The organism is Paenibacillus sp. MAHUQ-45 (assembly GCF_058133325.1).
Window position 1 is genome coordinate 258,156 of the sequence record NZ_JBYUPV010000007.1, and the last position, 25,821, is coordinate 283,976.

At 51.3% G+C, this 25,821-nt stretch carries 28 protein-coding genes and 1 riboswitch; of the genes, 9 read left to right on the forward strand and 19 right to left on the reverse strand.

Annotated features, from left to right (window positions below):
- Positions 1–7: 7 nt before the first annotated feature.
- Together AC3Y23_RS17040 and AC3Y23_RS17045 are read right to left on the reverse strand one after the other, a co-directional pair.
- Entirely contained in the window at positions 8–685 is a 678-nt protein-coding gene (locus AC3Y23_RS17040) for an amino acid ABC transporter permease (RefSeq protein WP_379201013.1), read from the reverse strand.
- Entirely contained in the window at positions 666–1,331 is a 666-nt protein-coding gene (locus AC3Y23_RS17045; protein WP_379201015.1) for an amino acid ABC transporter permease, read from the reverse strand. The genes AC3Y23_RS17040 and AC3Y23_RS17045 overlap by 20 nt, the downstream gene beginning before the upstream one ends.
- Before the next feature lie 267 nt (positions 1,332–1,598).
- Between AC3Y23_RS17045 and AC3Y23_RS17050 the strand changes: the two genes are divergently transcribed.
- The 4 genes from AC3Y23_RS17050 to AC3Y23_RS17065 all read left to right on the forward strand — a co-directional run bounded on the left by AC3Y23_RS17050 (position 1,599) and on the right by AC3Y23_RS17065 (position 4,903).
- A complete protein-coding gene (locus AC3Y23_RS17050; RefSeq protein WP_379201017.1) occupies positions 1,599–2,114 on the forward strand; it encodes a hypothetical protein in 516 nt (171 codons plus the stop codon).
- Between the two features lie 44 nt (positions 2,115–2,158).
- Positions 2,159–2,554 (forward strand): hypothetical protein, encoded by a 396-nt coding sequence (locus AC3Y23_RS17055; protein ID WP_379201019.1) that lies wholly within the window; start codon positions 2,159–2,161, stop codon positions 2,552–2,554.
- Positions 2,555–2,591: 37 nt separating this feature from the next.
- Positions 2,592–3,170 (forward strand): TetR-like C-terminal domain-containing protein, encoded by a 579-nt coding sequence (locus AC3Y23_RS17060; protein ID WP_379201021.1) that lies wholly within the window; start codon positions 2,592–2,594, stop codon positions 3,168–3,170.
- Between the two features lie 152 nt (positions 3,171–3,322).
- Positions 3,323–4,903 (forward strand): oleate hydratase, encoded by a 1,581-nt coding sequence (locus AC3Y23_RS17065; RefSeq protein ID WP_379201023.1) that lies wholly within the window; start codon positions 3,323–3,325, stop codon positions 4,901–4,903.
- An 83-nt stretch (positions 4,904–4,986) separates the two neighbouring features.
- Here the strand turns inward: AC3Y23_RS17065 and AC3Y23_RS17070 are convergent, their stop codons facing one another.
- Complete coding sequence (locus tag AC3Y23_RS17070; RefSeq protein WP_379201025.1) at positions 4,987–5,715, reverse strand: DsbA family oxidoreductase; 729 nt, start codon at positions 5,713–5,715, stop codon at positions 4,987–4,989.
- A gap of 342 nt (positions 5,716–6,057) precedes the next feature.
- Here AC3Y23_RS17070 and AC3Y23_RS17075 point away from each other — a divergent pair, with 342 nt between their 5' ends.
- A complete protein-coding gene (locus AC3Y23_RS17075; protein WP_379201027.1) occupies positions 6,058–6,990 on the forward strand; it encodes a glycosyltransferase family 2 protein in 933 nt (310 codons plus the stop codon).
- 254 nt (positions 6,991–7,244) lie between these two features.
- Entirely contained in the window at positions 7,245–8,357 is a 1,113-nt protein-coding gene (locus AC3Y23_RS17080; RefSeq protein ID WP_379201029.1) for an FAD:protein FMN transferase, read from the forward strand.
- Positions 8,358–8,942: 585 nt separating this feature from the next.
- Here AC3Y23_RS17080 and AC3Y23_RS17085 read toward each other — a convergent pair.
- The 5 genes from AC3Y23_RS17085 to AC3Y23_RS17105 form a co-directional block, all read right to left on the reverse strand.
- Entirely contained in the window at positions 8,943–9,653 is a 711-nt protein-coding gene (locus AC3Y23_RS17085; RefSeq protein WP_379201032.1) for an HAD family hydrolase, read from the reverse strand.
- Between the two features lie 20 nt (positions 9,654–9,673).
- On the reverse strand, positions 9,674–10,132 hold the full coding sequence (locus AC3Y23_RS17090; protein WP_379201258.1) for a GNAT family N-acetyltransferase: 459 nt from the start codon (positions 10,130–10,132) through the stop codon (positions 9,674–9,676).
- 191 nt (positions 10,133–10,323) lie between these two features.
- Positions 10,324–10,833, reverse strand: a complete 510-nt coding sequence (locus AC3Y23_RS17095) for a metallophosphoesterase family protein (protein WP_379201034.1) — start codon at positions 10,831–10,833, stop codon at positions 10,324–10,326.
- Between the two features lie 141 nt (positions 10,834–10,974).
- Positions 10,975–11,655: an HAD family hydrolase gene (locus tag AC3Y23_RS17100; protein WP_379201036.1), complete on the reverse strand. Its 681-nt coding sequence runs from the start codon at positions 11,653–11,655 to the stop codon at positions 10,975–10,977.
- 153 nt (positions 11,656–11,808) lie between these two features.
- The gene (locus tag AC3Y23_RS17105) at positions 11,809–12,069 is read right to left on the reverse strand and encodes a YqkE family protein (RefSeq protein ID WP_379201038.1); all 261 of its coding nucleotides are present in this window, start codon (positions 12,067–12,069) and stop codon (positions 11,809–11,811) included.
- 89 nt (positions 12,070–12,158) lie between these two features.
- On the opposite strand from AC3Y23_RS17105, the gene AC3Y23_RS17110 reads away from it, so the two are divergent.
- Entirely contained in the window at positions 12,159–12,485 is a 327-nt protein-coding gene (locus AC3Y23_RS17110) for a winged helix-turn-helix transcriptional regulator (RefSeq protein ID WP_379201040.1), read from the forward strand.
- A 150-nt stretch (positions 12,486–12,635) separates the two neighbouring features.
- On the opposite strand, the gene AC3Y23_RS17115 is transcribed toward AC3Y23_RS17110, so the two are convergent.
- Positions 12,636–13,139, reverse strand: coding sequence for a GNAT family N-acetyltransferase (locus tag AC3Y23_RS17115; protein ID WP_379201043.1), 504 nt, complete (start codon positions 13,137–13,139; stop codon positions 12,636–12,638).
- 71 nt (positions 13,140–13,210) lie between these two features.
- Positions 13,211–14,053, reverse strand: a complete 843-nt coding sequence (locus tag AC3Y23_RS17120) for an SDR family oxidoreductase (protein WP_379201045.1) — start codon at positions 14,051–14,053, stop codon at positions 13,211–13,213.
- A 148-nt stretch (positions 14,054–14,201) separates the two neighbouring features.
- Between AC3Y23_RS17120 and AC3Y23_RS17125 the strand changes: the two genes are divergently transcribed.
- Positions 14,202–15,296 (forward strand): M24 family metallopeptidase, encoded by a 1,095-nt coding sequence (locus AC3Y23_RS17125; RefSeq protein ID WP_379201047.1) that lies wholly within the window; start codon positions 14,202–14,204, stop codon positions 15,294–15,296.
- A 124-nt stretch (positions 15,297–15,420) separates the two neighbouring features.
- Here AC3Y23_RS17125 and AC3Y23_RS17130 read toward each other — a convergent pair whose 3' ends face one another.
- The gene (locus AC3Y23_RS17130; RefSeq protein ID WP_379201049.1) at positions 15,421–16,155 is read right to left on the reverse strand and encodes a queuosine precursor transporter; all 735 of its coding nucleotides are present in this window, start codon (positions 16,153–16,155) and stop codon (positions 15,421–15,423) included.
- A gap of 7 nt (positions 16,156–16,162) precedes the next feature.
- Positions 16,163–16,208: riboswitch (PreQ1 riboswitch) on the reverse strand.
- 348 nt (positions 16,209–16,556) lie between these two features.
- Between AC3Y23_RS17130 and AC3Y23_RS17135 the strand changes: the two genes are divergently transcribed.
- The gene (locus AC3Y23_RS17135; protein ID WP_379201051.1) at positions 16,557–18,248 is read left to right on the forward strand and encodes a methyl-accepting chemotaxis protein; all 1,692 of its coding nucleotides are present in this window, start codon (positions 16,557–16,559) and stop codon (positions 18,246–18,248) included.
- A 429-nt stretch (positions 18,249–18,677) separates the two neighbouring features.
- Here the strand turns inward: AC3Y23_RS17135 and AC3Y23_RS17140 are convergent, their stop codons facing one another.
- From AC3Y23_RS17140 to AC3Y23_RS17175, 8 genes are all read right to left on the reverse strand, one after another.
- Positions 18,678–18,923 carry a helix-hairpin-helix domain-containing protein gene (locus AC3Y23_RS17140; RefSeq protein ID WP_379201054.1) on the reverse strand — a complete coding sequence of 82 codons (246 nt, stop codon included), beginning with the start codon at positions 18,921–18,923 and terminating at the stop codon, positions 18,678–18,680.
- A 93-nt stretch (positions 18,924–19,016) separates the two neighbouring features.
- Positions 19,017–19,343, reverse strand: a complete 327-nt coding sequence (locus AC3Y23_RS17145) for a YnfA family protein (protein WP_379201056.1) — start codon at positions 19,341–19,343, stop codon at positions 19,017–19,019.
- Entirely contained in the window at positions 19,343–20,941 is a 1,599-nt protein-coding gene (locus tag AC3Y23_RS17150) for a cobyric acid synthase (protein WP_379201058.1), read from the reverse strand. Before AC3Y23_RS17150 ends, AC3Y23_RS17145 begins: the two co-directional genes overlap by 1 nt.
- 54 nt (positions 20,942–20,995) lie before the next feature.
- Complete coding sequence (cobS, locus tag AC3Y23_RS17155; RefSeq protein WP_379201060.1) at positions 20,996–21,808, reverse strand: adenosylcobinamide-GDP ribazoletransferase; 813 nt, start codon at positions 21,806–21,808, stop codon at positions 20,996–20,998.
- Entirely contained in the window at positions 21,805–22,353 is a 549-nt protein-coding gene (cobU, locus tag AC3Y23_RS17160; protein WP_379201062.1) for a bifunctional adenosylcobinamide kinase/adenosylcobinamide-phosphate guanylyltransferase, read from the reverse strand. Before cobU ends, cobS begins: the two co-directional genes overlap by 4 nt.
- Positions 22,350–23,417 (reverse strand): nicotinate-nucleotide--dimethylbenzimidazole phosphoribosyltransferase, encoded by a 1,068-nt coding sequence (gene cobT / locus AC3Y23_RS17165; RefSeq protein ID WP_379201064.1) that lies wholly within the window; start codon positions 23,415–23,417, stop codon positions 22,350–22,352. The genes cobU and cobT overlap by 4 nt, the downstream gene beginning before the upstream one ends.
- 299 nt (positions 23,418–23,716) lie before the next feature.
- The gene (locus AC3Y23_RS17170) at positions 23,717–24,880 is read right to left on the reverse strand and encodes a pyridoxal phosphate-dependent aminotransferase (RefSeq protein ID WP_379201066.1); all 1,164 of its coding nucleotides are present in this window, start codon (positions 24,878–24,880) and stop codon (positions 23,717–23,719) included.
- Positions 24,870–25,811: a D-alanine--D-alanine ligase gene (locus tag AC3Y23_RS17175; RefSeq protein WP_379201260.1), complete on the reverse strand. Its 942-nt coding sequence runs from the start codon at positions 25,809–25,811 to the stop codon at positions 24,870–24,872. The genes AC3Y23_RS17170 and AC3Y23_RS17175 overlap by 11 nt, the downstream gene beginning before the upstream one ends.
- Positions 25,812–25,821 lie beyond the last annotated feature (10 nt).

Consider the following 25,821-nt stretch of genomic DNA (forward strand, 5'->3'; position numbering starts at 1 on the left):
CTAGTATCTAATTTTGCCATCGCCGCTCTGCCAGCTTGGACAATCTGGATAACGGATAACAGACGAGAAAATAAAGAATGAAGATGAATCCGTATACCCAGAAGGATGCCGTCGGCGCCTTAATTACACCCAGCTCTATAATCTGCTGCCCGATCTTCACCACTTCGATCACCCCGATCAGTACAACCAGCGAAGTCGTCTTAACCATCCGTGTCGCCAAATTGATCGCCCCCGGCAGCATTCGCCGCACGGCCTGCGGAATGAGAATATGGCGGTATAACTGCCGGGTACCAAGGCCGAGTGCCTTCCCCGATTCCAGTTGATGGCGCGGCAGGGATTCCAGCCCTCCCCGGACAATGTCACCGATTTCTGCCGCCCCCCACAGGCTAAATACCAGAATGGCTGTCACTTCCCCGTCTATATCAATACCGAGCAGCGGAGAGAATCCGAAGTGCACCACGTACAGCCAGACCAGAATTGGAATGATTCTGAACGCCTCCAGATACAGTCGCAAAATGAACTTCAGAGGCCGGGAATTCAGTGTCCGCAAGAGACCCATAATCGTTCCAAGCACTACACCGATAATAATCGAGATAAATGCAATTTCTATCGTAACCAACAGACCGCCTAATAGCCGCTCGAAATTGGAACCTTCAAACAACACGTTAATCCCCGAATTCTGCATATCGAACCTTCCTTTCCACCCAGCTCAGGACCAGCGATAATGGCAGCACCATAACCAGATAGGCCAGCACTAACAGTAGCAACGACTCCGCCGTCTTGTAGTACATGCCGATGAGATCCTTCGCCACATTCATCAGATCCATCAGAGCGATGGCTCCGACAATGGACGTCTCTTTGAGCAGAAATATTACATTGGCCCCCAGCGACGGAATACTGATCGCAAACGCCTGCGGCAGGATCACATATCGTGCCAGTTGAACCTTGGACAGCCCAATGCTTAGACCGGATTCTATCTGTGTTCTCCCCACGGCTTCGATCCCGCTACGGAATGCTTCTGTCATATAGCTTCCTCCGAGAAAAGTCAGGCCGATAATGGCACAAGTCGTCTCACTTAGATGAACGCCGACCTTGGGCAAGCCATAGTACAGAAAGAACAATTGCACCAGCAGCGGCGTATTCCGGGAAAGCTCCACATAAGCATGAATCACAGGACTAACGATCTTGACCCTGTAATATAAAATCACGCTGAAGACCAACCCGATTAGCAGCGAGAACAAAATGCCCCAGAAGGCCAGCTTGAGGGTCAGCCACATCGCGGCACCATACAGCGGCAAACTCTCCGTCATAAACTCCCAATTTAATTGCATATACACACCTACTCTGCTTCCGAAAATAAAATCAATCATTAAACAAACTATTCTCATAAATTTTATTGGTTATAAAAATATAGAACTCTATGAATCTAGGGATTCTACCAAATCTAACTTTTATTTAATTCAATTTTAAGGAAAAAAATTACATCCCGCGACACTTATAATATTCACATAATTCCAACTTGTCAACTAAGTTTTATGCATTTTTAACGGCGTCTAGCGACATGTTACAATAAAAATAAAAGTAAGAAGGTGCCCTTCATGTTCCATCCTACTGTCTTTGATAACATTAAAATCGCTATCGAGAACCAAATTTACGACTACGACAACCTGGATGGACTCCTTATCGTTACAGACCGATCCGATCTACTGGATCTGGCGCTAATGTCACGTGAATTCACGCTTTCCTTCCAGCTCATCGGGAAAGGGAATATCACTGCCGAGATCGTCCTGCGTTCCTCTATAAAAGAGCTAAGTGATGAGATTCTGGAGACACCGGGAAGCAATCCCGGCTGCTATCTGCTGCTCCGCTTTTATATGCAAGTCAGCGACGCCTCTACGACCTGCCCCGCTGTGGTCAGTGCACTGAATACCATTTGGGGGCCGGATCTGCAGCCAGTGCAATCCTTGTCTTTTATATACGGTCAGGAAGAGGTAGGCTATCACAACTGCATTGAATTGCAGTTCAAGCGGCAAATTACCGAGGAACAGATGGAGGATATTCCAGAGCTGTTGAAGCATGTCTTGCAAAGTGCCGAGGCACTTGGAGCCTTATAGTTTCTACTTTGTAGCCAAACCCTAAGCGAATGGAGGATGTCACGATGTCATTCCTGCCTGCTGCCAAAGAGTCACGCTGGTTTTGGTGGATGGGAATCTACAGTCTGCTGCTGTGGCTGCTGCTCTGCCTCAATCGCTTCGTCCTGCTCGGACGGCCTGTTGAAGCTGTACTTCTGCTGCGGTTTGCCCTGTTAGCCCTTACGATATCCGCTGTTCTGCATACTTTCGGATGGCTTGGTGCCCGGCTGGTCTGGGTGATGGCAACTGTCGGAATTATCGCAGGCTTTCTCGTGATGTTCACTTATACCTACAGGGAAATGTCTGGCTGGCAGGATCTTGCGGGGTTTCTTGCCTTTTCCGTATTGTCACTGGGAGGCTTCGCTTGCGGGTTGATGGTAGAGGGCCTCGTACGGCTGACAAAGTGGTGGCGGAATTCCTAGTTTCACACGCTGCAACCAAATGTGGAGGTGATGTCTCTTGTCCAATGCCATACTTACTAAAAATGCGCTGGCTCACTCACTGAAAGGTCTAATGGAGCATACTCCACTGAATAAAATAACCGTCAAGCATCTTGTAGATGATTGTGGTCTGAACAGACAGACCTTCTACTATCACTTTCAGGATATTTTTGAGTTGCTAGGCTGGATCTATAATACTGAAGCGCTGGAAAGCATCGCCCAGTATCGCAGCTATAACACGTGGACGGACTGTTTCTATAGAGTATTCCGCTATATCGAGAGCAACAAAGCCTTCTGCTGCAACACCCTGGATTCCCTGGGCCGAAATCATCTTGATGCCTATCTCTATTCAGTGACCCATGACATGATCATGGGGGTGATTCGTGAGTTGTCCGAAGGGCTGGAAGTGAGTAGTGCCGATAAAGAATTCATTGCTAACTTTTACACACTGGCTTTTACCGGACTAGTCATCCAATGGATAAAGAACGGCATGAAGGAGCCACCCGAGCAGATTATAGAAAAGCTAAGCGAACTGCTCGAGGGCAACTTTGTTAAGGCCCTGCACACGTACGGGAACAAGTCGCCTCAATCCCTATAGGTGGCTGCTTTAAGCTGAATCCTGTCTAAAAACTAGACACTTTCCCTCAAGTGACCAAAATCCCGACATTTCCAAGGTTTTGATTATACTCACGCTTGCCGCCTTGTATTACATTAGGGGTGTGATTACAGCACCCTTTGGAGGCGATAGTTGTGAGAGAAGAATACAGTGATAAACAGGTCTATTTTGTAGGTGGAGGCATTGCGTCCCTGGCCGGCGCATCCTACCTGGTCAGAGACTGTGACTTTCCCGGACAGAACATTCATATCATTGAAGAAATGAAAATTCTGGGCGGCAGCAACGACGGGGCCGGCGATGAAGAGAACGGCTATGTCATTCGCGGCGGGCGGATGCTCAACGATGAGACCTATGAGAATACGTGGGAGCTGCTGACATCGATTCCTTCCATCGACCGGCCGGGCCTGTCTGTGCGGGATGAGATCATGGCCTTCGACACGGCCAACCCGACTCATTCCAACGCCAGATTGGTCAATAGCCGAGGCGAGGTAGAAGATGTTCTGTCGATGGGCTTCGACATGGCCGACCGTCTGGCAATGGGCAAGCTGATCATCACACCAGAGGAGAAGCTCGGCAAAGCGCGGATCAACGACCTGTTCGGCCCTCATTTTTTCACAACAAATTTCTGGTTCATGTGGGCAACCACCTTCGCCTTCCAGCCATGGCACAGCGCGGTTGAATTCAAGCGGTACATGGTCCGCTTCATCCACGAGTTCCCAAGAATTCAAACGCTGGAGGGCGTAACCCGTACTCCTTATAACCAATACGACTCTATTATTCTTCCAATGCATAAATATCTGGAGGGCTTCGGTGTCGACTTTACCCTGAAATGTACCGTGACTGACCTGGAATTCAAGGACGGTGACGGCATTACCGTAACCCGCATGAATGTGCTGCGCCAAGGGGTGGCGGATGTAATTGATGTAAAAGAAGGCGACCTCGTCATCATCACCAACGGTTCCATGACCGAAGGCTCCAGCCTCGGCTCTATGACCGAAGCGCCAAGTCTGAACGGCAAGGGCAGCTCCTGGAAGCTGTGGGAAAATATCGCCGCCAAGAAACCGGGGCTCGGTAACCCTTCTTCTTTCGCAGATCATGTGGATGGTTCGAAGTGGGAATCCTTCACCGTCACCTTCAAGGACACCAAGTTCTTCGATCTTATGGAGAAATTTACACGTAACCGTGCTGGTACCGGCGCTCTGGTCACCTTCAAGGAGTCCAGTTGGCTCATGTCGGTTGTGCTGGCCTTCCAGCCGCACTTCCGCAACCAGCCGGAGCATGTTCGGGTATTCTGGGGTTATGGCTTGTTCCCGGACAAGGTCGGCGACTTCGTGAAGAAGAGAATGTGCGATTGTACCGGGGAAGAGATTATGGAGGAGTTAATCGGTCATCTTCATTTTGAAGCACATCGGGAAGAAATTATGGCCACCGCCAACTGTATCCCATGTATGATGCCTTATATCACGTCCCAATTCATGCCGAGACTGCACAGCGACAGACCGCAAGTGGTGCCTGAAGGCTCCACGAACCTGGCCTTTATTGGACAGTATTGCGAAATTCCGGATGATGTTGTTTTCACGGAGGAATACTCTGTGAGAGCCGCCAGAATTGCCGTGTACACGCTGCTGGGCATCAATCGCTCGATTGAGCCGATCACCCAGTATCAATACGATGTGCGAAGCCTGTTCTCAAGCTTTATTACTTCATTCAGATAATTGTCGCAATAATATTCATATGCCAAAAAGGCGGAGAGCAAGGGATTCCCTTCTCTCCGCCTTTCTATGTTCCAAGCGCCAGATTACAGACTGCAGGAGCCGTCTGCACAGCCGTCATCGCCAGCTGCTTGGCCTCCGCCTTTGGGCTGACCTACAACCTGCAACGCCGGAGCTTCCTGCTCTTCTGCCCAAACGGTGTCCAGCACCTCCGAGAATACCGGTCCAGGCTGCGCACCCGATACAGCATACTTATTGTTGAAGACAAAGAACGGCACACCGGTAATATTCAAGCGGGCACCCTCTTCGATATCCGCATGAACTTCAGCGCTGTAATCATCAGATGCCAGCATCGCCGTAGTGTCTGCTTCATTCAGTCCCACTTCGCCAGCCAGCTTGACAAGCACACTCCGATCACCCAGATTCAGTGAATCCGTGAAGTAGGCGCGCAGCAAACGTTCGGTCATCTCGGCAGCTTTTCCTTGCTTGGCTGCAAAGTGACTCAAACGATGGCCGTCGAACGTGTTCGTATGCACCATAGTATCAAAACGGAAATCCAATCCTACGCCTTGAGCCTGTTCCGTCAGCTGTGCATTCATGGCTTTAGCTTTGTCCAGACTCATGCCATATTTCTTAGCCAGCATCTCGTGGATGGTCACATCGCCGTCAGATTTAGCGTGGGGATCGAGCTGAAAGCTGCGGTAGACCACCTCAACGTTATCGCGGCCTGCAAACTGGCTCAGTGCGTGCTCAAGTCTTCTTTTGCCTATATAACAGAACGGACATGCATAATCAGACCAAATATCTATTCTCATCGTTATAACCTCCCAAATGATCTTTCAGCAATCAAGTCACTTACTATTATATAGTTGAATCCCTGAAATTACAAACTTATAGACAACAGCGACCGGAAGTCCAAACATTCCACCGTAGTGACGATCGAGCCTAACGTTCGAATCTTAAGTTCATCTTATATAGGTTGAATTTAAGATTTTGACATGGATAAGTTGCGAAAAATGTTTGGATTTTTCAGAAAAAAGTAAACGAAAGTGGTATATACGCTCATCTTGGACGGGGAGTAGAATGAAAATAACGAAACTAACGGAAAATTCGGCGAAGTAGCAAGGAGAATTACATACCTGAAAGGAGACTACGGCATGCCTGACTTATCTATCGTGATTCCAACGCGCAACCGGGTCAGTGACCTCACGCGATGTATCGAATCCATTGCTGGACAAGTTCAGCTGGAGGACATCTCTATAGAGCTGCTTATCATGGATGACGGAGATATACCGAAAGAAGTCCTGGAGCATTTCACCCAAGCACTTGCCAGAATGCCGCAGACAGAACTGCGATATTACCGCAAGACCAAGCCGGGCGTATGGCTCTCGCGGTATGAAGCCGTGAGTCTCGCGAGTGGCGATATCCTCTTAACCTTCGATGACGATGCTGAGCTGGACGATCCACTGTATATCCGTCGCATGCTGGATACCTATGCCGCTGACCCTAACATCGTCGGTGTAGGCGGTATCGCCAAAGGTCTGTCCAGCAGCCCTTCAGGCAAATTGCTCGGCCGGCTGACCTGCCAGATGTCAGGCTCGCCGGGTAAATTATCAGCAAGCACCCTCGCTGGCTCTCTATTGCTATGGGGAGAGACGGAGGAGACGTTTGAGACCGATTTTTTTCACGGCTGCAATATGTCCTTCAGGCGATCTGCCTTAAAGGATATGAAGCCCTACCCCTGGATGACGAGCTACGCGGTAGCCGATGATATCTATATGTGTCATTTGGCCGGCCGCTACGGCAAGCTAGTCATCAACCCCCGGCTACAAATTACGCATCACGAATCCCCCAGCTCTCGTGACAAAGCCGGACGTGTCGCCAGAGCGACCGCAGTCAATCATTATTATCTGCTGAACCTACGCAAGGCTCCGCTAACCGGTTACGCCGCCTTGCTCTGGACACTTGCCTATTTAACAGGGAAATCAACGTTAAAACGCAATATGAGCGCTGTTGCTGGTTATGTCCAGGGCATCCTCTTCGTATTAAACCCACGCAAGAATAAGTATAGGGAGTACATGACGGACTGAAGCCAGAGTTATATGGCTTTACACTATCACCTACGCATTACACACCCTCACGAGTGCCACTCTATTTTGCATGTACACCTTCTCTTTTCAGGGAGGGTGTTTTGTTTTGTGGTGAGACAAAGTTACTATTCGTGGGCCTTTCCCTGGAGTATGCTTATTGTCGCCCGACTGGAGAAATGGGTTCCCGGGGCTTCCTATCTGCGGTATGATAGTCATGATATGGTTTAAGAAACTAACTTTATGGATGGTGGAACATGTTTAAAAACAAAAAATTAACGCTGATCCTCGCACTCATCGTTGTTGTTGCCTTAGCAGGCGGGATCTGGCTGTTCACCGGGGGCAAAACCAAAGAATCTGCGACCTCTCCGGACGGACAAGGTTCCAAGATTGTAGAAGAGAACGGAACGAAATCCCTGGCGCAGACATTTTACATTTATGATACGGTCGTGAACATCAAGATTTTCGGAGACAAGATCGCTCAGAAGAATATGGACGATATTCAGACGATGATGGAACGGATGGATTTGGAATTTAGCCGGACCAAAGAAGGTGGCGAAATCTACGCCGTGAACAAAGCAGCAGGCAAAGAAGCTGTTGTCGTCTCCGACGAAACTCTGGATATTATTAAGGAATCCCTTAAATATGCCAAAGAAATGAACGGACTATTCGATCCTACCATCGGGCCGCTGGTAGACCTCTGGAATATTGGCAGTGGTGGTACCAAGGTGCCGGACAAAGCCGCTATCGAGAAGGCTGCAAGTCTGACCAATTATAAGGATGTTATCGTTGACGAGAATGCGAAGACTGTTAAGCTAGCCAAAGAAGGTATGGTGCTCGACTTAGGGGCGATTGGTAAAGGCTATGCTGCTGACCGTATCGCTGATTACTTGAAAGAACAAGGCATAGAGAGTGCCATGATTAATCTCGGCGGCAGCAGCATTATTGCGCTGGGCGCCAAGCCGGGCGGCGCGAAGTGGAACATCGGCCTGCAGGACCCGGATCAGAGCCGTGGAACACAGCTTGGTACGATCAAAATCGAGGACGAGGTCATTGATGCTTCCGGCGTGTACGAACGCTTTTTCATCCAGGATGGTGTCCGTTATCATCACATTCTCGACCCGCGGACAGGCTTTCCGTCCCAGAATGGACTGAAGAGCATCACGATCATGAGCCCCAACGCAATGGATGCAGACGCACTATCAACCGGGATCTTCCTGATGGGTCTGGACGAAGGCATGAAATTCATTGAAGCACTGCCGGAGAAGATCGAGGCGTTCTTCATAACTGATGACAACAAGATCTATGCCACGTCGGGCATCAAAGGCAGACTGAACCTGACGGACACTACCTATACTCTTGCTAATTAATTGAGGGGACGTGTGCTGGGTTGAGGGCGGGTGTTGGATGCGGAGCGCCGAGTGGGGAACGGCGAATGCGAAGCATTGAATACCGAGCGCCGAATGTGGAACGTCGATGCCAGGCGCCGAATGCCGAACACCGGATGCAAAACCTCGAATGTGAGCGTCGAATGCAGAACATAGTGTTAACATGAACAGGATTTTGGAATTAAGTGCAATTTTGTACCTTATATTTAGAAATTCCTTCGACATTTGAGAATTAAGTGCAATTTTGCACCTTAATTTCCAATAAATCACTCGTTCGGGGGCAATCGATGGAATTTAAGATACATTTATGCCGTTAATTGCCTATATCTGTTCTATTCATCCAAACTAAGGTACAGATTTGCCCTTAATTTGTTCTACCCAGGGATTTATTCGGCAGCATCATTCAGAATTGAAGTTCCGTGCAATTAGTGGTTATAAAAAGGACCTCGCCTCCACGAAATGTGGAAGTCGGAGGTCCTTTTGTTTATAATTTGTGGATAAATGGAGACATTCCTATTTCCTTCGAACATCACTTTTGAGCAGACCCGAGTATACTCCAGAACTCTCCTACAGGATCGGTAACCCGGCAAACTCTTCATAGTTACTGAATGTATGTGTCGGCTCATGTGCTGTGCGCGGCTCTCTCCCGTGTGGATTGTACCAGCATACTTTCCATCCCGCTCCGAGCGCACCGACAACATCGTTATCCCAGGCATCTCCAACGTATAGCGACTGTTCTGCTGTCGTCCCGGTTTTGCGGTTCACATAGGCGAAAAGCTCCGGGTCCGGCTTAGCGATCCCGACGGCATCAGAGATAAAAATCCGGTCTGCAGGCAGGATGCGATCCACACCAAGACCTACAATCTTTTTCATCTGGTGATCTGCCGGACCATTCGTAATCACACCTACCGTATGGCCCCCAGCAATAAAGCGCTCCAACTGCTGCCGGACTCCCTGGATCATTTCGATTCTGTACTGACGGTCGATGTAGGCTGCCTGCACCTCTGCTGCTTGTGCACGATCAAGCGTCATTCCGAAATCCGCAAAAGCTCGCTCCATCCGCATAACCCGCGTCTCTTCCAGCGGAATTTCCCCACTCAGATACTTAGGCCACAGCAAATCGCTATGATGTCTTACCTTAAAGAATAAATCCGCAAAGTCCAGATTCTCACCCGCTGGCTTCAAAACTTCCTTCACCGCTTCCCGGAAGGGAACCAGATGGTCATACAGTGTATCATCCAGGTCAAAAAACACCGCTAGTTTCTTGCTGTTCTCCACATTAAGTCTCCTTACTCTATTTACTTTTTGAAAAAAAGATCATACGTATAGAAGTCCTCGTCCCTGATGTAACCGTTCGATTCATATAAATGCTGCGCCACATTATTGTCTGTCGTAGTCGTTAACGTCAGGCCCTTTCTTCCGGTCCTCATTGCATATTCACGCGCCGACTCCAGCAGTTTAGAGCCTATACCGGCACCCCTGAGTTTTTCATTCACGTACAGGTCGTTCAAGATCCAAAGCCGCTGCAGCGTCACTGACGAGAAGGAGGGGTACAGCTGAGTGAAGCCAGCTGCTTGCCGCTGACCTCCTGCCTCTTCCACTGCCAGCAAAATTACAGACTCTTCAAGCCGTAGCCGCTCCTTCAGAAACGCCCGCGCCCCGTTCAGATCCGATTCCTGTCTGTAGAACACACGATACTCGTCAAATAACGGAGCGAGCAGCTCCAAGTCTTCCAAAACAGCCTGTCTAATCACGATCTTCTGTATATCATCCTTCAGCACATCATTGTTCTGTACATCATTCTTTAGCATATCGTATCCTGCTTTCCGGCTGTAGCCTTTTTACCATAATTGTAATATCTTACTGCCGGACTGCCCATGGACAGATTACTGCATAATTTGTATCTTTGCCTTCATCCCTATCTCCATCTCTATCTCCAGCGCTATCCCTATTCCTTGGAGTCATAGAAGATATGACGGGCGTCGGCTATTTTGCCATCTTCAATATCCAGTAGCCCGAAGGAGTACTGCTTCTCCCGCCGTTTGTCCGTCGGTGAGCCGGGATTAAATAATAGAATGCCGTTCTCCCTGCGCAGCAGCGGCTGATGCGAATGGCCGAACAGGATGCAGTCCACATCCTCATCTGCAAAAGCGAGCAACGCGTTGCCATCGGTCCCTTTGCGCGAATAAGGAGCATGGCCATGGATCATGCCAATACGGACCCCCTCCAGTGTGATGATCTTGCGTTCACCAAAACGCGCTATAATTTCCGGACCGTCATTATTCCCGGCAATCCCTTCTACCGGAGCCAACTCAGCCAGCCAATCGTAAATCTCCAGCGCAACCCAATCCCCGAGATGCAGGATCATGTCCACCTTGCGAAATTCCTCCGTAAGGGCCTGTGGCAATGCCTTGGCCATTCTGGTCATATGTGTATCGGATACAACGCCTACTTTCATGTCCTCAGCTCCATTCTATTCAGGAATCCAACTAATTCTGATTATTGTATAATCTGCACTCCGCAGACGCAAGTTTAGGTCAGTTGTTTCGCTCGCCGTGAGCTCTCTATTACCTTATAGCCACTTGGTTATTCTACGTTTCTACAAGAATGGTCTGGCGTCGTTTAAATTTTGGATAATAAAATCCGGATCATTATGATTATCCAGTGTCCAGGGGACGGAGAGCCTATTCAGCCAACAGGCCCGGATTCCAGCGCGCTTCGCCCCCAGAACGTCAGAGGCGGTATCGCCAATATGTATGATTTCCGCAGGTCGAACATTATAATGAGCAATCACTTGCTGAAATAGCGTGTTAGAATGATCATTTTTATACGATTTATATGTTTCTGAAGCGAACAGGCGAATGGGATAACGGGTATAAAAGGCAGGCAGCATATCCTCGTCCGTATCGCTTACAATGCAAACATCATATTTTCCAAGAATATAGCGGATAAAGTCTTCCGTCTCTTCATATAGCTCTGCCTGCGAATGCTCCCGAACGAGAATATCCAGCGCTTGCTCTGGCTCGAATCGGATATTATACGTGGAGAAGAGTCTAGTAAAACACCGTCTGTATATCTCTTTGGTCAGCAGGAATTGGCCGTCACCCCTCATCTGCACAGCAATAGTATAATAATGTTCCAATAACCGGGCTTGATAACTATTCGCCTGATCCTCACTGCAGTCATCGCCCAAAATCGCATTCCACATGCTCATAGTACGCCTATCCAGATTCACCAGCGTTTGAAACATATCCAGACTAATGACCTTAATTGACTTCATGGCTACCCCCAATCTGCCTACTACCTGCGAACAATGTGAATTCCAATGCTTCCTGTGAAAAAAGTACCACATCCTGCCCTCTCCCGGCTCGCTCTTTCATCACACATAAAAAAAGACACTCTTTCGAGTGTCCTCCATTGGTCATACAACCGTTTATTTAAAATTGTGCCAATCTTGTTTACTGTTCTCCAGCAGATGGGCAAAATCATTCTCCAGCCGCTTCTGCTCTGCTTTCCGCTTGTCCTCCACTGCTTGACGGGCCGCTTCCTGACGCTGCTTTTCTTCAGCCTTCAGTTCATCTGCCTGCGCTTTCAGCTTACTCAGCACATCGCTGCTCAGTAGGTCCTTAAGTGTAGCCGGACTGTCCGCTGCGGCAGCGCGGGGAGGCGTTTGAGTTCTTTTCTTTTTTGCCACGATAAATCATCCTTTCAGCCTACTATTAATTCAAATTTGTTTTAGTCACGGGACTTTTCGTTTATAATGTACTGTAAGAGGTGAGCCTTATGAAAGCCACAGATTTATGTCCCCGGTTACAAAAAAGCATGGATATTATGGGCAAGCGCTGGACTGGCCTAATCATCTATCAGCTCCTTCAAGGACCACAGCGTTTCAGCACCATCGAAGCCTCGCTCCCCGTCAGCGGAAGACTGCTCTCGGAGCGGCTCAAAGATCTGGAGCAGGAAGGTATTGTTCTGCGAGAAGTTTTTCCCGAGACGCCTGTAAGAATTCAATACTCCTTGACGGAAAAAGGTCTGGCGCTTGAGTCGGTCATTCGCGACCTCCAGCAATGGTCCGAGAACTGGATAGAACCTGGAGAATGCCAATCCTGATCCTACCTAACTATAGAGAGCTTCACTGGACCCTACGAAATCACATTTCGTAGGATGGAGACCGAAATAATACTGTGACGCAGGGAAACCGGAGAATACCGGTTTCCTTTTTGGCGTTCAGTCTAAAGCCGGATAAAAGTGCTTCCGAGGTTACAGCTTGCGGCCGATAATCACCAGATCACGTTCAACGCCGTCCATTTCAGCTACCCCGGGCAGCAGTCCCCACTCGGTAAAGCCGAATTTCCGCAAAAGGCCCAGACTAGGCTCATTATGGCCAAACACGAAGCCGACGAGATTCTTCAGCCCAAGGGTTGGCGCCGTCTCCAGCGCCTTGGTCAGCAGAATGCTGCCTGCACCGGTCCCGCGATACTTCTCGCTTACATACACGCTGATCTCGGCAGTCCCATTGTAAGCCGGGCGTCCGTAGAACGACTGGAAGCTGAACCAGGCCGCGATCTCGTCGTTATTCCTCAGTACCCATAGCGGACGATGATGGCTGTTATGCTCATGGAACCACCGTTCCCGCTCCTCTACGCGTACAGGCTCCAGATCGGCGGTCACCATTCGTCCGGCAACCGTTGAGTTATAGATGTCCACAATTTCCGCCAAATCGGCGAGCTTGGCATCTTCAATGATGTAGTTCTGCCAATCCATATCTTCATTCCTCCACTAAAATAGAATGTCCGCCATGAATAACGCTTGGTTCTTACGATTACTGAAATCGGTCAGGACAAGCCGACCTGTTCTTCACTCCATTGCCAGAGCCGCTTGGCTTCTACTGAATCCGTCGCTCTCGGCGACAGCTCCTTAATCTTGCGCCGATAATAATACTCTCCCGTAACCTGATGCAATTCCGGGGCTGTGGCTAGGTAAAGAGCGGTGTCCGCACCTTGCTCCGGGGTCAGGAAGAAGTAAGACATCAGCTTCATCGCTGATCGGCCAAAGCCAGTCTCCCGGTTCACCCCAATGCTCGTACCCACCGCGCCAGGATGTACTGAGTTTACGGTAATCCGCGTTCCCTGTAAGCGCAATGCCAGTTCCCGGGTGAAGAGGATATTGGCGAGCTTGGAGCGGGCATAAGCCTTCGCCACATTGAAGCCCCGTGACAATGTCGGGTCCTTATAGTGCATCGATCCAATTTTGTAGGCGCCAGAAGCAACCACAATGATCCGCCCCTGCTCTGCCGCTTGAAGTTGCTCAAGCAGCAAGTTAGTCAGCAGAAAATGTCCCAGATGGTTGACGCCAAGATCCATCTCAAACCCGTCAGCTGTCAACTGGCGCTTGGTGCTAACTACACCGGCATTGTTGATCAGGACATCCAGTACGGAATAACGAGCGGCGAATTCCTGTGCGAAGCTGCGAATGCTGTCCAGCGAGGATAGATCCAGCAGCATCAATTCAATCTCTTCCGATCCACTCTGCTGTCTGGCGGCCACTAGCGCTTCCTCCCCGCGCTTTTGACTGCGGCAAGCCATAATGACCCTGGCACCCTTGCGGGCAAGCTCAACTGTTGTAGCCAATCCCATGCCGGCATTAGCACCGGTGATGATTACAACCTTACCTTTCATTCGGGTTCACTCCTCTTAGGCTGGATTCGGCAGAAGCGGCCGGTCCCCTGTTCTGGTTTTTTGCGAGCGATTGTCTTAATATAATGGTACATCATTTTGCGGATGGGAGAAAGCATACCTTCGCAAAACCGAGAGGGGAACCATGAATATGAGCAATGTATTGAAAAGCCTGGAGCAAGGGCTGACCAGTGAGGGACTGGACGCTCTGCTCGTTACCGATCCTAAGCATGTCTACTATCTGACCGGATTCGCCAGTAATCCGCATGAACGTTTTCTCGGACTGCTCCTGGTCCGCGGAGAAGAGCCGGTCCTGATCGTCCCGGCCCTTGATGCTGAAGCAGCCCATGCTGCCTCTTCCGTGAAGAATATCGCCACGCACAGTGACACTGATAATCCATATGAACTGCTGCGCTTGCGTCTGCAAGGCAAGAAGCTCGGGGCCGTTGGTATTGAGAAGGAGCATTTCACCGTTTCCCGATTTGAGCAGCTCGCAGGGGCCGTTTCGGCAGAGCGCTTCAGCGATATCGGCTATTTACTCCGGAGCATGCGCGCGAAGAAGACGCCAGAAGAGGTCGCTGCCATGAAACATGCCGCAGAGCTAGTGGAAGAAGTGCTGCGCCGTGGCCTGAAGCATGTCAAGGCCGGTGTCAGTGAAATTGAACTGGTAGCGGAGCTGGAGTATTTGATGAAGAAGCTTGGCGCTTCTGGCCCAGCCTTCGATACCCTGGTACTCTCGGGACCGAACACCGCTCTCCCACATGGCGAGCCAGGTAGCCGGATCATCGAGCCAGGAGATTTCCTAATGTTCGACCTAGGGCTGTATGCTGCGGGTTACGCCTCTGATATTACACGCACCTTTGCCGTGGAAGAGGCGGACAGCAAGCTGACCGGCATCTACAATGCCGTGCTTGCAGCTAATGAAGCGGGGATTGCCGCCGCTAAATCAGGAGCTACCTTTGGGTCAGTGGATCGCGCGGCCCGTGAAGTCATTGAAGCTGCCGGGTACGGGGAGTACTTCGTCCATCGTGTCGGCCATGGCCTCGGCATAGATGTCCATGAATATCCTTCACTGCACGGGCTCAATGAAGACATTATTGAAGTGGGCAATGTCTTTACGGTGGAGCCGGGCATTTATGTACCGGGCGTAGGCGGTGTGCGCATTGAAGATGATGTCTTCGTCAGTGAAGACGGTGCGCAGACACTGACCACCTTCCCTAAAGCTCTGACTGTACTTCATTTATAAAGAGGCATCGAATCACCTTTTGACAAGAAAACTCAGCATAATTATATAAAACAGCACGTCTCCAAATCAGGAGACGTGCTGTTTTATAATACATTAACTTGCTCTATAAGGACTCCTGGCTCTTCTAGGCGGTAGTCGCCTTCGTATCGGAAGCCTCCGGGAGTGGCATATTCGGTTTATCCTCCGCAAAAGTAAATGTGCGGGCAATATACAGTACCGGTGTCCCTGCTGCAGTGAGCAGGAATTTGATAATGTAGGTGGTCAGTAAGATCTCTGTCCATACCTTCAAGTCGTAAATCCCAGCAAAAGCAATCGTACAGAAGACCAATGTGTCCACAAAGGAACTCACCATCGTGCTACCATTGGTACGAATCCAGAGCTGGCGGGAGCTGCCATAATACTTTCGAATCCACGAATACAGCCGCACATCCAGGAACTGACTGACGAAGTAGGCTACCAGACTGCCCAGTGCAAGCCGTGGCATCATTCCGAAAATCGTCTCCAGCGAAGACTGGGCGATATCACTTTCCTGCGGCGTGAACGCCAGCGCCATCTGCATGATCACCGTCGTCGTAATCAGTGTGAAAAAGCCAAACCATACCGCTGTCCGCGCCTCCGCTCGCCCATACTTCTCGTTGAGCAGATCACTGGCCATGTACAATGTCACATACATGGTATTACCAAGCGTCATGACGATGCCCGGGGGCATGGAAATAGTCTTGGAGACCTGAATATTGGCAATGACGGTGGCAACACCCACCCAGGCGTACATCCCTTTTTTGCCGAACAGTCGGTAGCACAGCAGAAAAAACACAAAATTGACGAGGACAAAGAGAATCCCCCACCATAAATTAAACATCTTATAACTCCTCCTAGTTTTGTTTACGCGGGATGGTTACGAACCGCGGTTCCGAATTTTCGGAACAAAACATAAATACTCTACCATAACAGAAGCAAAGACACCAGAATATTTTGTTTTTTGCGTAAATCCTCTTTTTCCCATCCTCTTCTATTCAATTTTCGAAAGTTTCGACACTTTTTTATCTTTTTCAGAAAATAATACAGCGAAAATCGATTTTTTCACTATTCAACCGCAGGTTAATTATATAAAATAGTTATCAACAATGTGTGTTTATCCCACCAGAGCGATAGTATTAACCTGATATACGACCCTACTTACGGAGTTATCATAGCTATCCATACATAAAAAGGCATCAGGCTTGGGATAGAAAGGCATATCAGAGAAAAGGAGAGAATCCAATGTTTCGTTTCAAGCATTCGATTAGCCGAAAATTCACGCGCTTGTTGTTTGTCGCCATGTTGCTCGCGTCTCTTTTGTTAAGTACAAGCTTTTATTTCATATCGACTAATACGTTCGAGAGCTATGTACTGCCGCAGATCAACAAATTGCTGACCGGAGCTGTTCAGGATGTATACAAGAACATCAATTCTACCCACGCCCAGCGGGCGCTAGGCAAGAATGAGCAGTCAATTACCAATATCGAATACTATTTCAAGGACAAACGCAACCAACATGATGTAGAAACGATCTTTCTGGCGAGTCTGAACGACGGTCAAGCTACCGTACTTACCGCTGATCATGGCTCCAAAATGAAGGCAGGAGACAGCCTGCAAGTGACCCCAGCTATGGAACAGGCCTTCAAGGACCAAAAAACGACGCTCAGCGATATCTATAGCGACGATTACGGTGTACATAAAACAGCCTACATCGCTATTAAAGGCAGTCCGATGGTTATCGGCGTAAGCTCTGATGTAGCCTTTATCACAGAAAGAATGAACGGCATCCTCTGGACTAGTGCAGGAATCACCTTGCTCGTTCTCATCCTCGGCATCACCGGTGCCCTACTTATGAGCCGGCGGATCACACGCCCTATAACACAGCTCGCAGCGTACAGTAATAGGCTCGCGCAGGGTGATTTCACCCAGGAGTTGACTATAAAAGGTACCGATGAAGTAGGCCAACTCTCCGAAAGTTTCCGAACCATGACTGAACGCCTTAAAGAAATGTTCGGCCAGGTTCTGGAGACCTCCAGTACGGTTGTCGAAGACTCCAATGATCTCAAAGCGCGTGTGAAGGTCCTGAACGGGATGGCAGAGCAGTCCGCCCAGTCCGTGATCGAGATTGACAGAGGCAGTACATCCATAGCTCACAGCGCGAAGGACAACTCGCGGGCTATGGAAGAGATTAATTACAGTATCCAGCATATTGCCTCCGCCGCAGGAGAAGTTACTGAACAAATCAGCGAAGCCTCAGCCGAAGCGCTCGGCGGCAATGAAATTGCCCAGATGGCTGTTGAAAAAATGCGTCAGATTGAACGAGCTTCCGAACAGTCACTGAGCCAATTCCAGGTCATGAACGAGCGCTCCCTCCAGATCGGTGGAGTGGTGCAGGGCATCACAGAGATCACTAAGCAGATTCAGATGCTCTCTCTAAATGCGTCGATTGAAGCGGCACGGGCCGGAGAACATGGACGCGGCTTTGCCGTGGTAGCCGGAGAGGTACGCAAACTCTCAGAGCAATCCCGGACAGCTACCGACCAAATTCGTGAATTTCTACTTGGTTTGCAAGAGGATATGAATCGCTCTGTCACGGAGATGAACCACGTCAACTCGGAAGTAGCATCCGGGGTCGGCAAGGTTGCAGAAGCGGGAAATGCGTTCAATCACCTGTTGATACTTATTCAAAGCATCGACCACAGCATTCAGTCTGTGTCCGCAGCCACTCAGCAAATCTCGGCCGGAAGTGAGGAGGTCAGCGCCTCAGTGGAAGAAACAGCGCAGATTACTGCAAAATCACAGGCTAATGCCAATACACTCTCCCAAAACTCCGAGCGACAGGGTGCGGAACTGGAAGGCCATTCTCGTACAGTAGAGCATTTGCATGAGCAAGCCACGAAGCTGCAGCAAGCCGTGCGGCAGTTCAAGATCTAACATATTCCCAAGATGTGACCAGCCCCCGTCCTATAATGGACGGGGGCTCTCTTGTATATGTCTTTAGAAACGCTCGTTCTATTCCCCACTGAAGGCTCTTGAAATCCACAACGTTCCAACTGCTATGCTATAATAGCCCTGAAAGATTTTTTCCAGTATATGGACAAATCTGCTTTTGGAAGTTAAGCGTACCGGGTTCTCAAGCTGGGTGGCCGGCTGCTGCTTCAGGCACTTCTCAGTCCATACTGGCGATTCCAGTGAGCTACCCGGCTTTAGTGGACAAGCTGGGTTCTGACAGGCTATTCGGTTAAAGTGATTTTGGAGGTAAAATCATAGCACCACCTGATAGCAAAGAGGCTGCCGGTTATTGTCCGCAGCCTCTTTGTGTTTGCCCTTCTATGCTGTTTTCACGATCATAGTCATCCGATCTCAGGAACCTTCCGCGAACGACAGCCCCTTCTCGGCAAGTGCCGTGCGCAATTGGCCCAGCGCCTTGGGGCCCATGCCATGCAGCTGCAAAAGCTCGCGCTCGGCAAGCTTGCTCAATTGCTCAAGCCGCACATATCCGGCTGCAGCAAGCGCTCGCTGTGCCGGCTTGGCCAGGGCTGAAAAGTCCGATTCCAGCTGTGCGCCAGCTCCGTCATCACCGGAGTTGGTTTGTGTATTTTTGGACATAAAGGGTGCACCTCTATCCGTAATAATAGTCGCTTAATGTTATCAGGCTTCCCACAGTTACCAGACTGGCATACCCATTAGATCTTCTTGGTCTTAATGCCTTGGCGCCCACAGAATGACCGACACGCCTACCATACAAATCAAGGCACCTGCCCAGTCGTAGACATCCGGTGTCTTCTTGTCCACCAGCCAGCCCCACAACACGGCCAATATGATAAACACTCCGCCATAGGCGGCATACACCCGCCCAAAGGACGGAAACTTCTGGAGTGTAGGAATGATACCATAGCCCACCAAAATAATAGCCCCGACAATACCATACCAAAGCGGCCGGGATTCCCTCAGCCAGAGCCAGACCAGATAACCGCCCCCGATCTCCGCAAGGCCGGCAACAATGAATAACAGTATAGCAATTGCCATTAAAATCCCCCTTCTCTGTCTATCCCCATGATTCCATAGATGGCCTCCATGTTCAAGCTTTGTCTTGCAGCATCGGCCAGACGATCGAACTCCATCTCGCGGAGCGCAGCCGCCGAGTAAGTTGCCTCCAGCGGCTTCAGGCCCTTGGAGACACGCAACCCGTCAAGCCAGGCTCTGCGCAAGCGGTCATTATGGAACACCCCGTGTAGATAGGTTCCCCATACTTTTCCGTCCTTTGTGCCCCATCCTTCGCCAAGCGTCTCGCCGTTCCCCCCTGTTAGCTCGAACAAGCTGTGAACAGCGTCTGCATCAAGACTCGTGGTTGTACCCATATGAATCTCATAACCAGCAATAACGTTGACCGAGTCTGTATCAGAAGTAGCGCCATACAGCTGAAGCGGATGGCCAGGAGCCAAGCGTCCGCTAACCCGTACAGTAGTCTTATGCTGTAAAAAAACTGTAGACAGTGGCAAATACCCCAGTCCGGCAGTTGTCCCCGGTTCATGACTCTCCACGGCATGTGGATCATGCAGTTCAAGGCCCAGCATCTGGTAACCTCCGCAAATCCCTGCAAGCTGAAGTGTCCCCCCTGCCAGCGCCCGATCAATGGCATCCGGGAAACCCTGCTCACGTAAATAAGACAGATCAGCAGCCGTATTCTTCGTACCTGGCAGCAGAATGACATCTGGCGTCCCCAATTCTTGAGGACGGGTTACATACCGTACAGCGGTATCCGGTTCTTCCCCCAGCGGATCAAAGTCGGTAAAGTTGGAGATTCTCGGATAGCGGATGACGGCAATATCCAGTTCCTTGCCTTCATCCTTTTGGCGGTACCCGGACGTTCCTTCCAGCACCACGGAGTCTTCAGCTTCAATACGAAGCTGCGGCAAAAAAGGCAAGACACCCAGCACAGGAATACCCGTACGCTGCTCCAGCCAATCCAGACCAGGCTGCAGCAGCGATAGATCGCCGCGGAATTTATTAATTATGAACCCTTTGACCCGTGCAAGTTCATGCGGCTCCAGCAGTTCAAGCGTACCCACCAGAAAGGCAAACACGCCTCCTCGGTCAATATCAGCCACCAGCAGCACCGGCGCATCGGCCCAGCCTGCCAGATTCATGTTCACAATATCCCGTGATTTCAGGTTAATTTCCGCAGGACTTCCCGCCCCCTCCATCAGCACGATGTCGTATTCCCTGCGTAGGCGGTTCAGGGCATCCAGTACCGTGCCTTTGGCTTCCGGGAGAAATTTCTCGCGATACTCCCTGGCACTCAGCGCAGTATGAGGTACCCCATGCACGACGATTTGCGCACTCATCTCGCCGGAAGGCTTCAGCAGAATAGGGTTCATATCGGTGTTTGCCTCAATGCCGAAGGCCTCTGCCTGCATCCCCTGAGCACGGCCAATTTCTTTGCCGTCCACGGTGACATAGGAGTTCAGAGCCATGTTTTGCGACTTGAAGGGCGCGGTGCGGTACCCATCCTGCTTCATGATCCGCCCGAGGGCCGCAGTCAACAAACTTTTGCCTACATCAGAAGCGGTTCCCTGCAGCATCAGCACCGCTGCAGATCCCTTCTTGTCTTGAATCTTATCCATGGGATTCCTCTCTTTCTTTAGGCGCCGTATAGCGGCTGCGATACGGCAACTCGTTCATAGCAGGATATGCTGGAGCATTGCCAGCACCAGCAAGAGTACGGCCTCCAGCAGCTCGTTCAGCGCGCCGTACACGTCGCCGGTGAGGCCGCCGAGCCGGCTGACCGCCCTGTGGGCAGCCATGTTGCCGCAGATGAAAGCGGCAACTGGCAGCAGGAGGGCCGCGGCCAACGTCAGCGGCCAGGCTGTGCCCCCGCCGAGCGCCAGCGCAGCACCCGCGGCGGCGAGTGAGAGCAGCGTGGCGCAGATCCCTGCGCGCTGCTCATGTGTAGGTGTCAGGCCGGCAAAATTGGCGGCCAGTCCTTCATCGCCGCGGGCAATCGGCCAGCGGACCATGGCCCGCACCATGGCCCAGCGGCTCCAGACCGGGGCCAGCACAAGCAAAAACAGCGACGTATAGGAGTTGTCCGCTAAGATCGCTGCCAGCAGCGACGCCTTCAGCAGGAGCAGCAGCACACAGGCGAGCACACCCATAGCCCCTACGCGGCTGTCTTTCATAATCTCCAGCATTCGTTCCCTTGAACGGTAACTAAGCAATCCGTCGGCGGTGTCCATCCAGCCGTCCAAATGCAGTCCGCCGGTGAGCGCCACCCAGACGATCAGGCTAAGAACCGCAGTCGGAAGCGGTGGTAGCAGCAGGCCGAACAGTCCCGCTACCGCTGCTGTGCATAACCCGATGGCTGCACCCACCAGCGGATAATATACCACGCTGCGCTGTAGCAGCTGCTTGGAAAAGCCCACATCCCGGCGGATGGGAAAGCGCGACAGAAATTGAAAAGCAGCTGTAGCGGCGTCTCTCTGGGTCCTCATAGCTTGTACTCCCGGCTTTTCAATTCAATTGGAATCCCGGCGGTCACCAGAAAGACCTGACTGCATTGCTGAGCTAGTCTGGCATTCATTCGCCCTGCCAGATCACGGTACAGCCGCCCCAGTGCGTACTCCGGGACAATACCATCGCCCACCTCATTCGTAACCAGGATGAGTGTGCCCTGAAAAGAAGCCACGCTCTGTTCAAGTCTGCCGATCTCCCGCTCCACCAGCAGCTTTCGCTCATTATCTTCCTCCACAGCCAGCAGCACGTTGGACAGCCACAGGGTCAGGCAGTCCACAAGCACTGCCCTCCCACCAGAGAGGCTGTCCAGCAGCCCCGGCAAGTCCAGCGGCTCCTCAGCGGTCTCCCAGGCATAGCCGCTTTCTTCCCGCTGCCTGACATGTAGGGCAATCCGCTCCTGCATCTCTCCATCGAAGGCTTGTCCGGTAGCTACGTATAAAGCCCGATCCGCTAGTGACTCCATCAGCCGCTCCGCAAAGCCGCTCTTGCCGCTGCGCGCCCCGCCCGTTATCAGAATGCTCATGACGGCTCCTTCTCCGCGCCGGATATTCCAGCACTTTCAAAGGTCGCCATCTCGCGCATGATACGACAGACCGCATCGATCATATGCAGGCACAAGACGCCCCCTGTGCCTTCGCCGAGCCGCATGCCAAGGTTCAGTAGCGGCTCCATCCCAAGCCGTTCCAGCAGGAGACGATGGCCCTGCTCGCCCGAGACATGGGAAGCTATCATGTAGGCGCTCGCCTCCGGGGCAATGGCTCTGGCTACCAGTGCCGCCGCGCCGGAAATGAAGCCATCCAGCACAACAGGTATGCGGCAAGAAGCCGCCCCAAGAATCAGCCCTGCCAGCCCGGCAATTTCTAGCCCGCCGACTTTGGACAACACGTCCAGCCCGTCCTCTGGATCCGGCCTGTTGATGCTCAGCGCCCGTTCCACCACGGTGATCTTATGCTTCAGAGCTTCACCGTTGATACCGGTTCCCCGGCCGACTGCAGTCTCCGGTGTGACTCCTTCCAGCGCACACAGGACGGCAGAGCTCGCCGTCGTGTTGCCGATTCCCATCTCACCGGTAATCAGTAGCTCCGTGCCGCTCGCAACGGCATCCTGTGCCACACGAATTCCGGCCAAAACCGCCTGCAAAGCCTCGTCCCGGCTCATAGCCGGCCCCTGTGCCATATTATCCGTACCAAAACGCACCTTGACGTTCAGCAGATCGGGGTGGCTCACATTGCCATTCATTCCGATATCGACGAACTTCACCTCAGCCCCGGCGTGGCGGGCCAGTACATTTACCGCCGCGCCGCCGTGAAGAAAATTATCCGCCATCTGCAGGGTTACCTCTTGAGGAAAGGCACTGACGCCCTCGCAGCATACCCCGTGATCGGCAGCCATCACAACCACCGTACGCTTGTTATAGAGCGGCTGCTCTGTCACAGAAATGCCGGCCAGTCTGACTGCCAGCGCCTCCAGCTGCCCTAAGCTCCCTGGTGGCTTGGTCAGGCTGTTCAGGCGAAGAAGTGCCTGACGCGAGGCGTCCTCATCCGGCGGGACAATCTCTCCCGTCATTTCATAAATTGCAGATAACATCCAATGTTCCCCTCCAGATTTATTAAATTCTTGTGCGTCCTTCTCAGTCCGGGTTAGTTCGTAACTATAACGTCTCCGCTTAGCTTCTCCTTGGCTTTTCTTTAGCCTTCCCTTTAGATTTTGATTTTGGTTTTGACTTCGTTACTGCTTTCGCCTTAGATGCTGCCTTAGACTTCGAAGCAGATTACGCCAAAAACCCCCGCTCTATAAAGAGGGGGGCGAAGCTTTCCATAGCCATTCTGATGCATATCCCCATTTCTTCTGCTAAGGATTATAGGGGATATGCAAACATCTTACAATTACATTTTTACCTTCATGAAGCTCTCCATCCGCTCCAGCGCCTGCGATAACTTCTCTGTGGATACTGAGTATGAGCAGCGAATATGCCCCTCTCCTCCCGCTCCAAACACATGACCGGGCACGGCTGCAACACCAACTTCCTTCAATAACTGCAACGCAAACGTCTCAGAATCAAGCCCGGTGTGAGCGATACTCGGAAAAGCATAAAATGCACCCTCCGGTACATGGCAAGGCATCCCGATCGAACGGAATCCGTTTACCAGCAGCTCCCGGCGCTGCCGGTATACTTCTCTCATCTCGTTCATAGCCTCAAGGCCATGGCGCAGAGATTCTATTGCAGCAATCTGTCCCAACACCGGGGCACACATGGCTGTATATTGGTGGATCTTCAGCATTGCTGCCAGCAGCTCGCGGTGGCCGCAGGCATAGCCAATTCTCCAGCCGGTCATGGCGAACGCTTTGGAGAAGCCGCTGAGTACAATGGTCCGCTCCTGCATCCCCGGTAGTGAGGCAATACTGACATGCTTCCGGTCATAGGTTAGCTCGGCATAAACTTCATCGGAGATAACCAGCAGGTTGTGTGCCTTCACGATCTCCGCAATCGGCTGCCAATCCTCGGCAGTCATGATTGCGCCTGTCGGGTTGTTGGGATAATTCAGCATCAGCAGCTTGGAACGCGGGGTAATTGCCTTTTGCAACGCCTCGGCAGTTAGCTTAAAGCCATCCTCCGCCCTCGAGTCCACCTCCACTATGGTAGCCCCATTAAGATAAGCGATTGGCGAGTAAGCGATATAACTGGGTGAGGGCAGAAGAATCTCATCTCCTGGAGCAGTGAACGCCCGCAACGCCAGATCCAGCGCTTCGCTGCTGCCTACAGTGACTACTATTTCGCTTGCAGGGTCGTAGCGCAGGTTGAAGTTATTTTGCAAATAGTGAGCAATTTCCTCTCTAAGCTCCGGCAAGCCTGCATTCGGTGTATATCTCGTTGCTCCCTGACTCAGCGCCGCCATACAAGCTTCTCTGATATGCTCCGGGGTATCAAAATCCGGCTCACCCACGCCGAGCGAGATAATATCCTGGTTGCCGGCACTGAGCTCGAAGAATGCACGGATTCCGGAAGGCGGGATGTCCCGTACGCGAGGCGCTATCCAATTATTCAACATGAACCGGCACCCCCTTATTCTTGCTGCGTTCCGTCAGAGAACAGCTGATAATCCGATCCAATAATGCGCTGAATGACAATCCGGCTGCCGCTGCGCTTTTAGGAAGCAGACTCGTTGTTGTCATTCCAGGCAGCGTATTGACCTCCAGTACATAAGGTACACCGTCCATCAACAACATATCGACCCGGGCATATACGCTACACTTCAACGCCTTATAACAGGTCATTGCCGCCTTGCGCACCAACTGCTCCACCTCTGGCGGCAGGGTTATCACAACCTCTTGCGCCCCACCTACCTCATACTTGGCACTGTAATCGAACCACTCCGAAGACGCCGAAGTAATGCCTACCACCGGGAGAAGCTCCCCGTCCAGGATGGAACAGGTGATTTCCTGGCCTACGGTATACCGTTCAATCAGGATCGACTGATCGGGATCACTGGTAAAAGCCTTCAGCACCGCACCTCGCAGCCCCTGCTCATCATTCACCTTTTCCATTCCGATGCTGGAACCGCCTGAATTCGGCTTCACCATCACGGGATAACCCAAACGTTCCACAGCTTCCGGGGAATAATCGTCCATGCTGTCCCAACACAGCCAGTCGGGTGTGTTGACTCCCTCGTACCGGAGGATTTTTTTGGCCAGATCCTTGTTCATGCACAGGCTGCTCGCCAGCACGCCACTTCCCGTATACGGGATGCCCAATGTCTCCAGCGTTCCTTGTATCGTTCCATCCTCCCCGTAAGCGCCATGCAGAGCTAGAAGAGCAACATCAAGCCCTTTGACCTTCTCTACAAGCTCCTCCCGTGAACTGAATACAACCGGAACCACCTCGTATTTATTACGGTCCAGATGATTCATCATCTCTCTGCCCGTGTTCATCGATACCTCAATTTCTGAAGAAATGCCCCCCAAAATCACGCCAACCTTCATCTCCAGCACC

Coding starts and splice junctions, on each gene's coding strand:
- AC3Y23_RS17135 (WP_379201051.1), top strand. CDS start 16,557: ATGTTTCGTTTCAAGCATTCGATTAGCCGAAAATTCACGCGCTTGTTG.
- AC3Y23_RS17150 (WP_379201058.1), bottom strand. CDS start 20,941: ATGGATAAGATTCAAGACAAGAAGGGATCTGCAGCGGTGCTGATGCTG.
- AC3Y23_RS17095 (WP_379201034.1), bottom strand. CDS start 10,833: ATGAAAGTAGGCGTTGTATCCGATACACATATGACCAGAATGGCCAAG.
- AC3Y23_RS17130 (WP_379201049.1), bottom strand. CDS start 16,155: ATGTTTAATTTATGGTGGGGGATTCTCTTTGTCCTCGTCAATTTTGTG.
- AC3Y23_RS17140 (WP_379201054.1), bottom strand. CDS start 18,923: ATGTCCAAAAATACACAAACCAACTCCGGTGATGACGGAGCTGGCGCA.
- cobU (WP_379201062.1), bottom strand. CDS start 22,353: ATGAGCATTCTGATAACGGGCGGGGCGCGCAGCGGCAAGAGCGGCTTT.
- AC3Y23_RS17145 (WP_379201056.1), bottom strand. CDS start 19,343: ATGGCAATTGCTATACTGTTATTCATTGTTGCCGGCCTTGCGGAGATC.
- AC3Y23_RS17055 (WP_379201019.1), top strand. CDS start 2,159: ATGTCATTCCTGCCTGCTGCCAAAGAGTCACGCTGGTTTTGGTGGATG.
- AC3Y23_RS17045 (WP_379201015.1), bottom strand. CDS start 1,331: ATGCAATTAAATTGGGAGTTTATGACGGAGAGTTTGCCGCTGTATGGT.
- AC3Y23_RS17175 (WP_379201260.1), bottom strand. CDS start 25,811: ATGAAGGTTGGCGTGATTTTGGGGGGCATTTCTTCAGAAATTGAGGTA.
- AC3Y23_RS17075 (WP_379201027.1), top strand. CDS start 6,058: ATGCCTGACTTATCTATCGTGATTCCAACGCGCAACCGGGTCAGTGAC.
- AC3Y23_RS17110 (WP_379201040.1), top strand. CDS start 12,159: ATGAAAGCCACAGATTTATGTCCCCGGTTACAAAAAAGCATGGATATT.
- AC3Y23_RS17080 (WP_379201029.1), top strand. CDS start 7,245: ATGTTTAAAAACAAAAAATTAACGCTGATCCTCGCACTCATCGTTGTT.
- cobT (WP_379201064.1), bottom strand. CDS start 23,417: ATGTTATCTGCAATTTATGAAATGACGGGAGAGATTGTCCCGCCGGAT.
- AC3Y23_RS17040 (WP_379201013.1), bottom strand. CDS start 685: ATGCAGAATTCGGGGATTAACGTGTTGTTTGAAGGTTCCAATTTCGAG.
- AC3Y23_RS17125 (WP_379201047.1), top strand. CDS start 14,202: ATGAGCAATGTATTGAAAAGCCTGGAGCAAGGGCTGACCAGTGAGGGA.
- AC3Y23_RS17170 (WP_379201066.1), bottom strand. CDS start 24,880: ATGTTGAATAATTGGATAGCGCCTCGCGTACGGGACATCCCGCCTTCC.
- cobS (WP_379201060.1), bottom strand. CDS start 21,808: ATGAGGACCCAGAGAGACGCCGCTACAGCTGCTTTTCAATTTCTGTCG.
- AC3Y23_RS17120 (WP_379201045.1), bottom strand. CDS start 14,053: ATGAAAGGTAAGGTTGTAATCATCACCGGTGCTAATGCCGGCATGGGA.
- AC3Y23_RS17070 (WP_379201025.1), bottom strand. CDS start 5,715: ATGAGAATAGATATTTGGTCTGATTATGCATGTCCGTTCTGTTATATA.
- AC3Y23_RS17100 (WP_379201036.1), bottom strand. CDS start 11,655: ATGAAGTCAATTAAGGTCATTAGTCTGGATATGTTTCAAACGCTGGTG.
- AC3Y23_RS17115 (WP_379201043.1), bottom strand. CDS start 13,139: ATGGATTGGCAGAACTACATCATTGAAGATGCCAAGCTCGCCGATTTG.
- AC3Y23_RS17050 (WP_379201017.1), top strand. CDS start 1,599: ATGTTCCATCCTACTGTCTTTGATAACATTAAAATCGCTATCGAGAAC.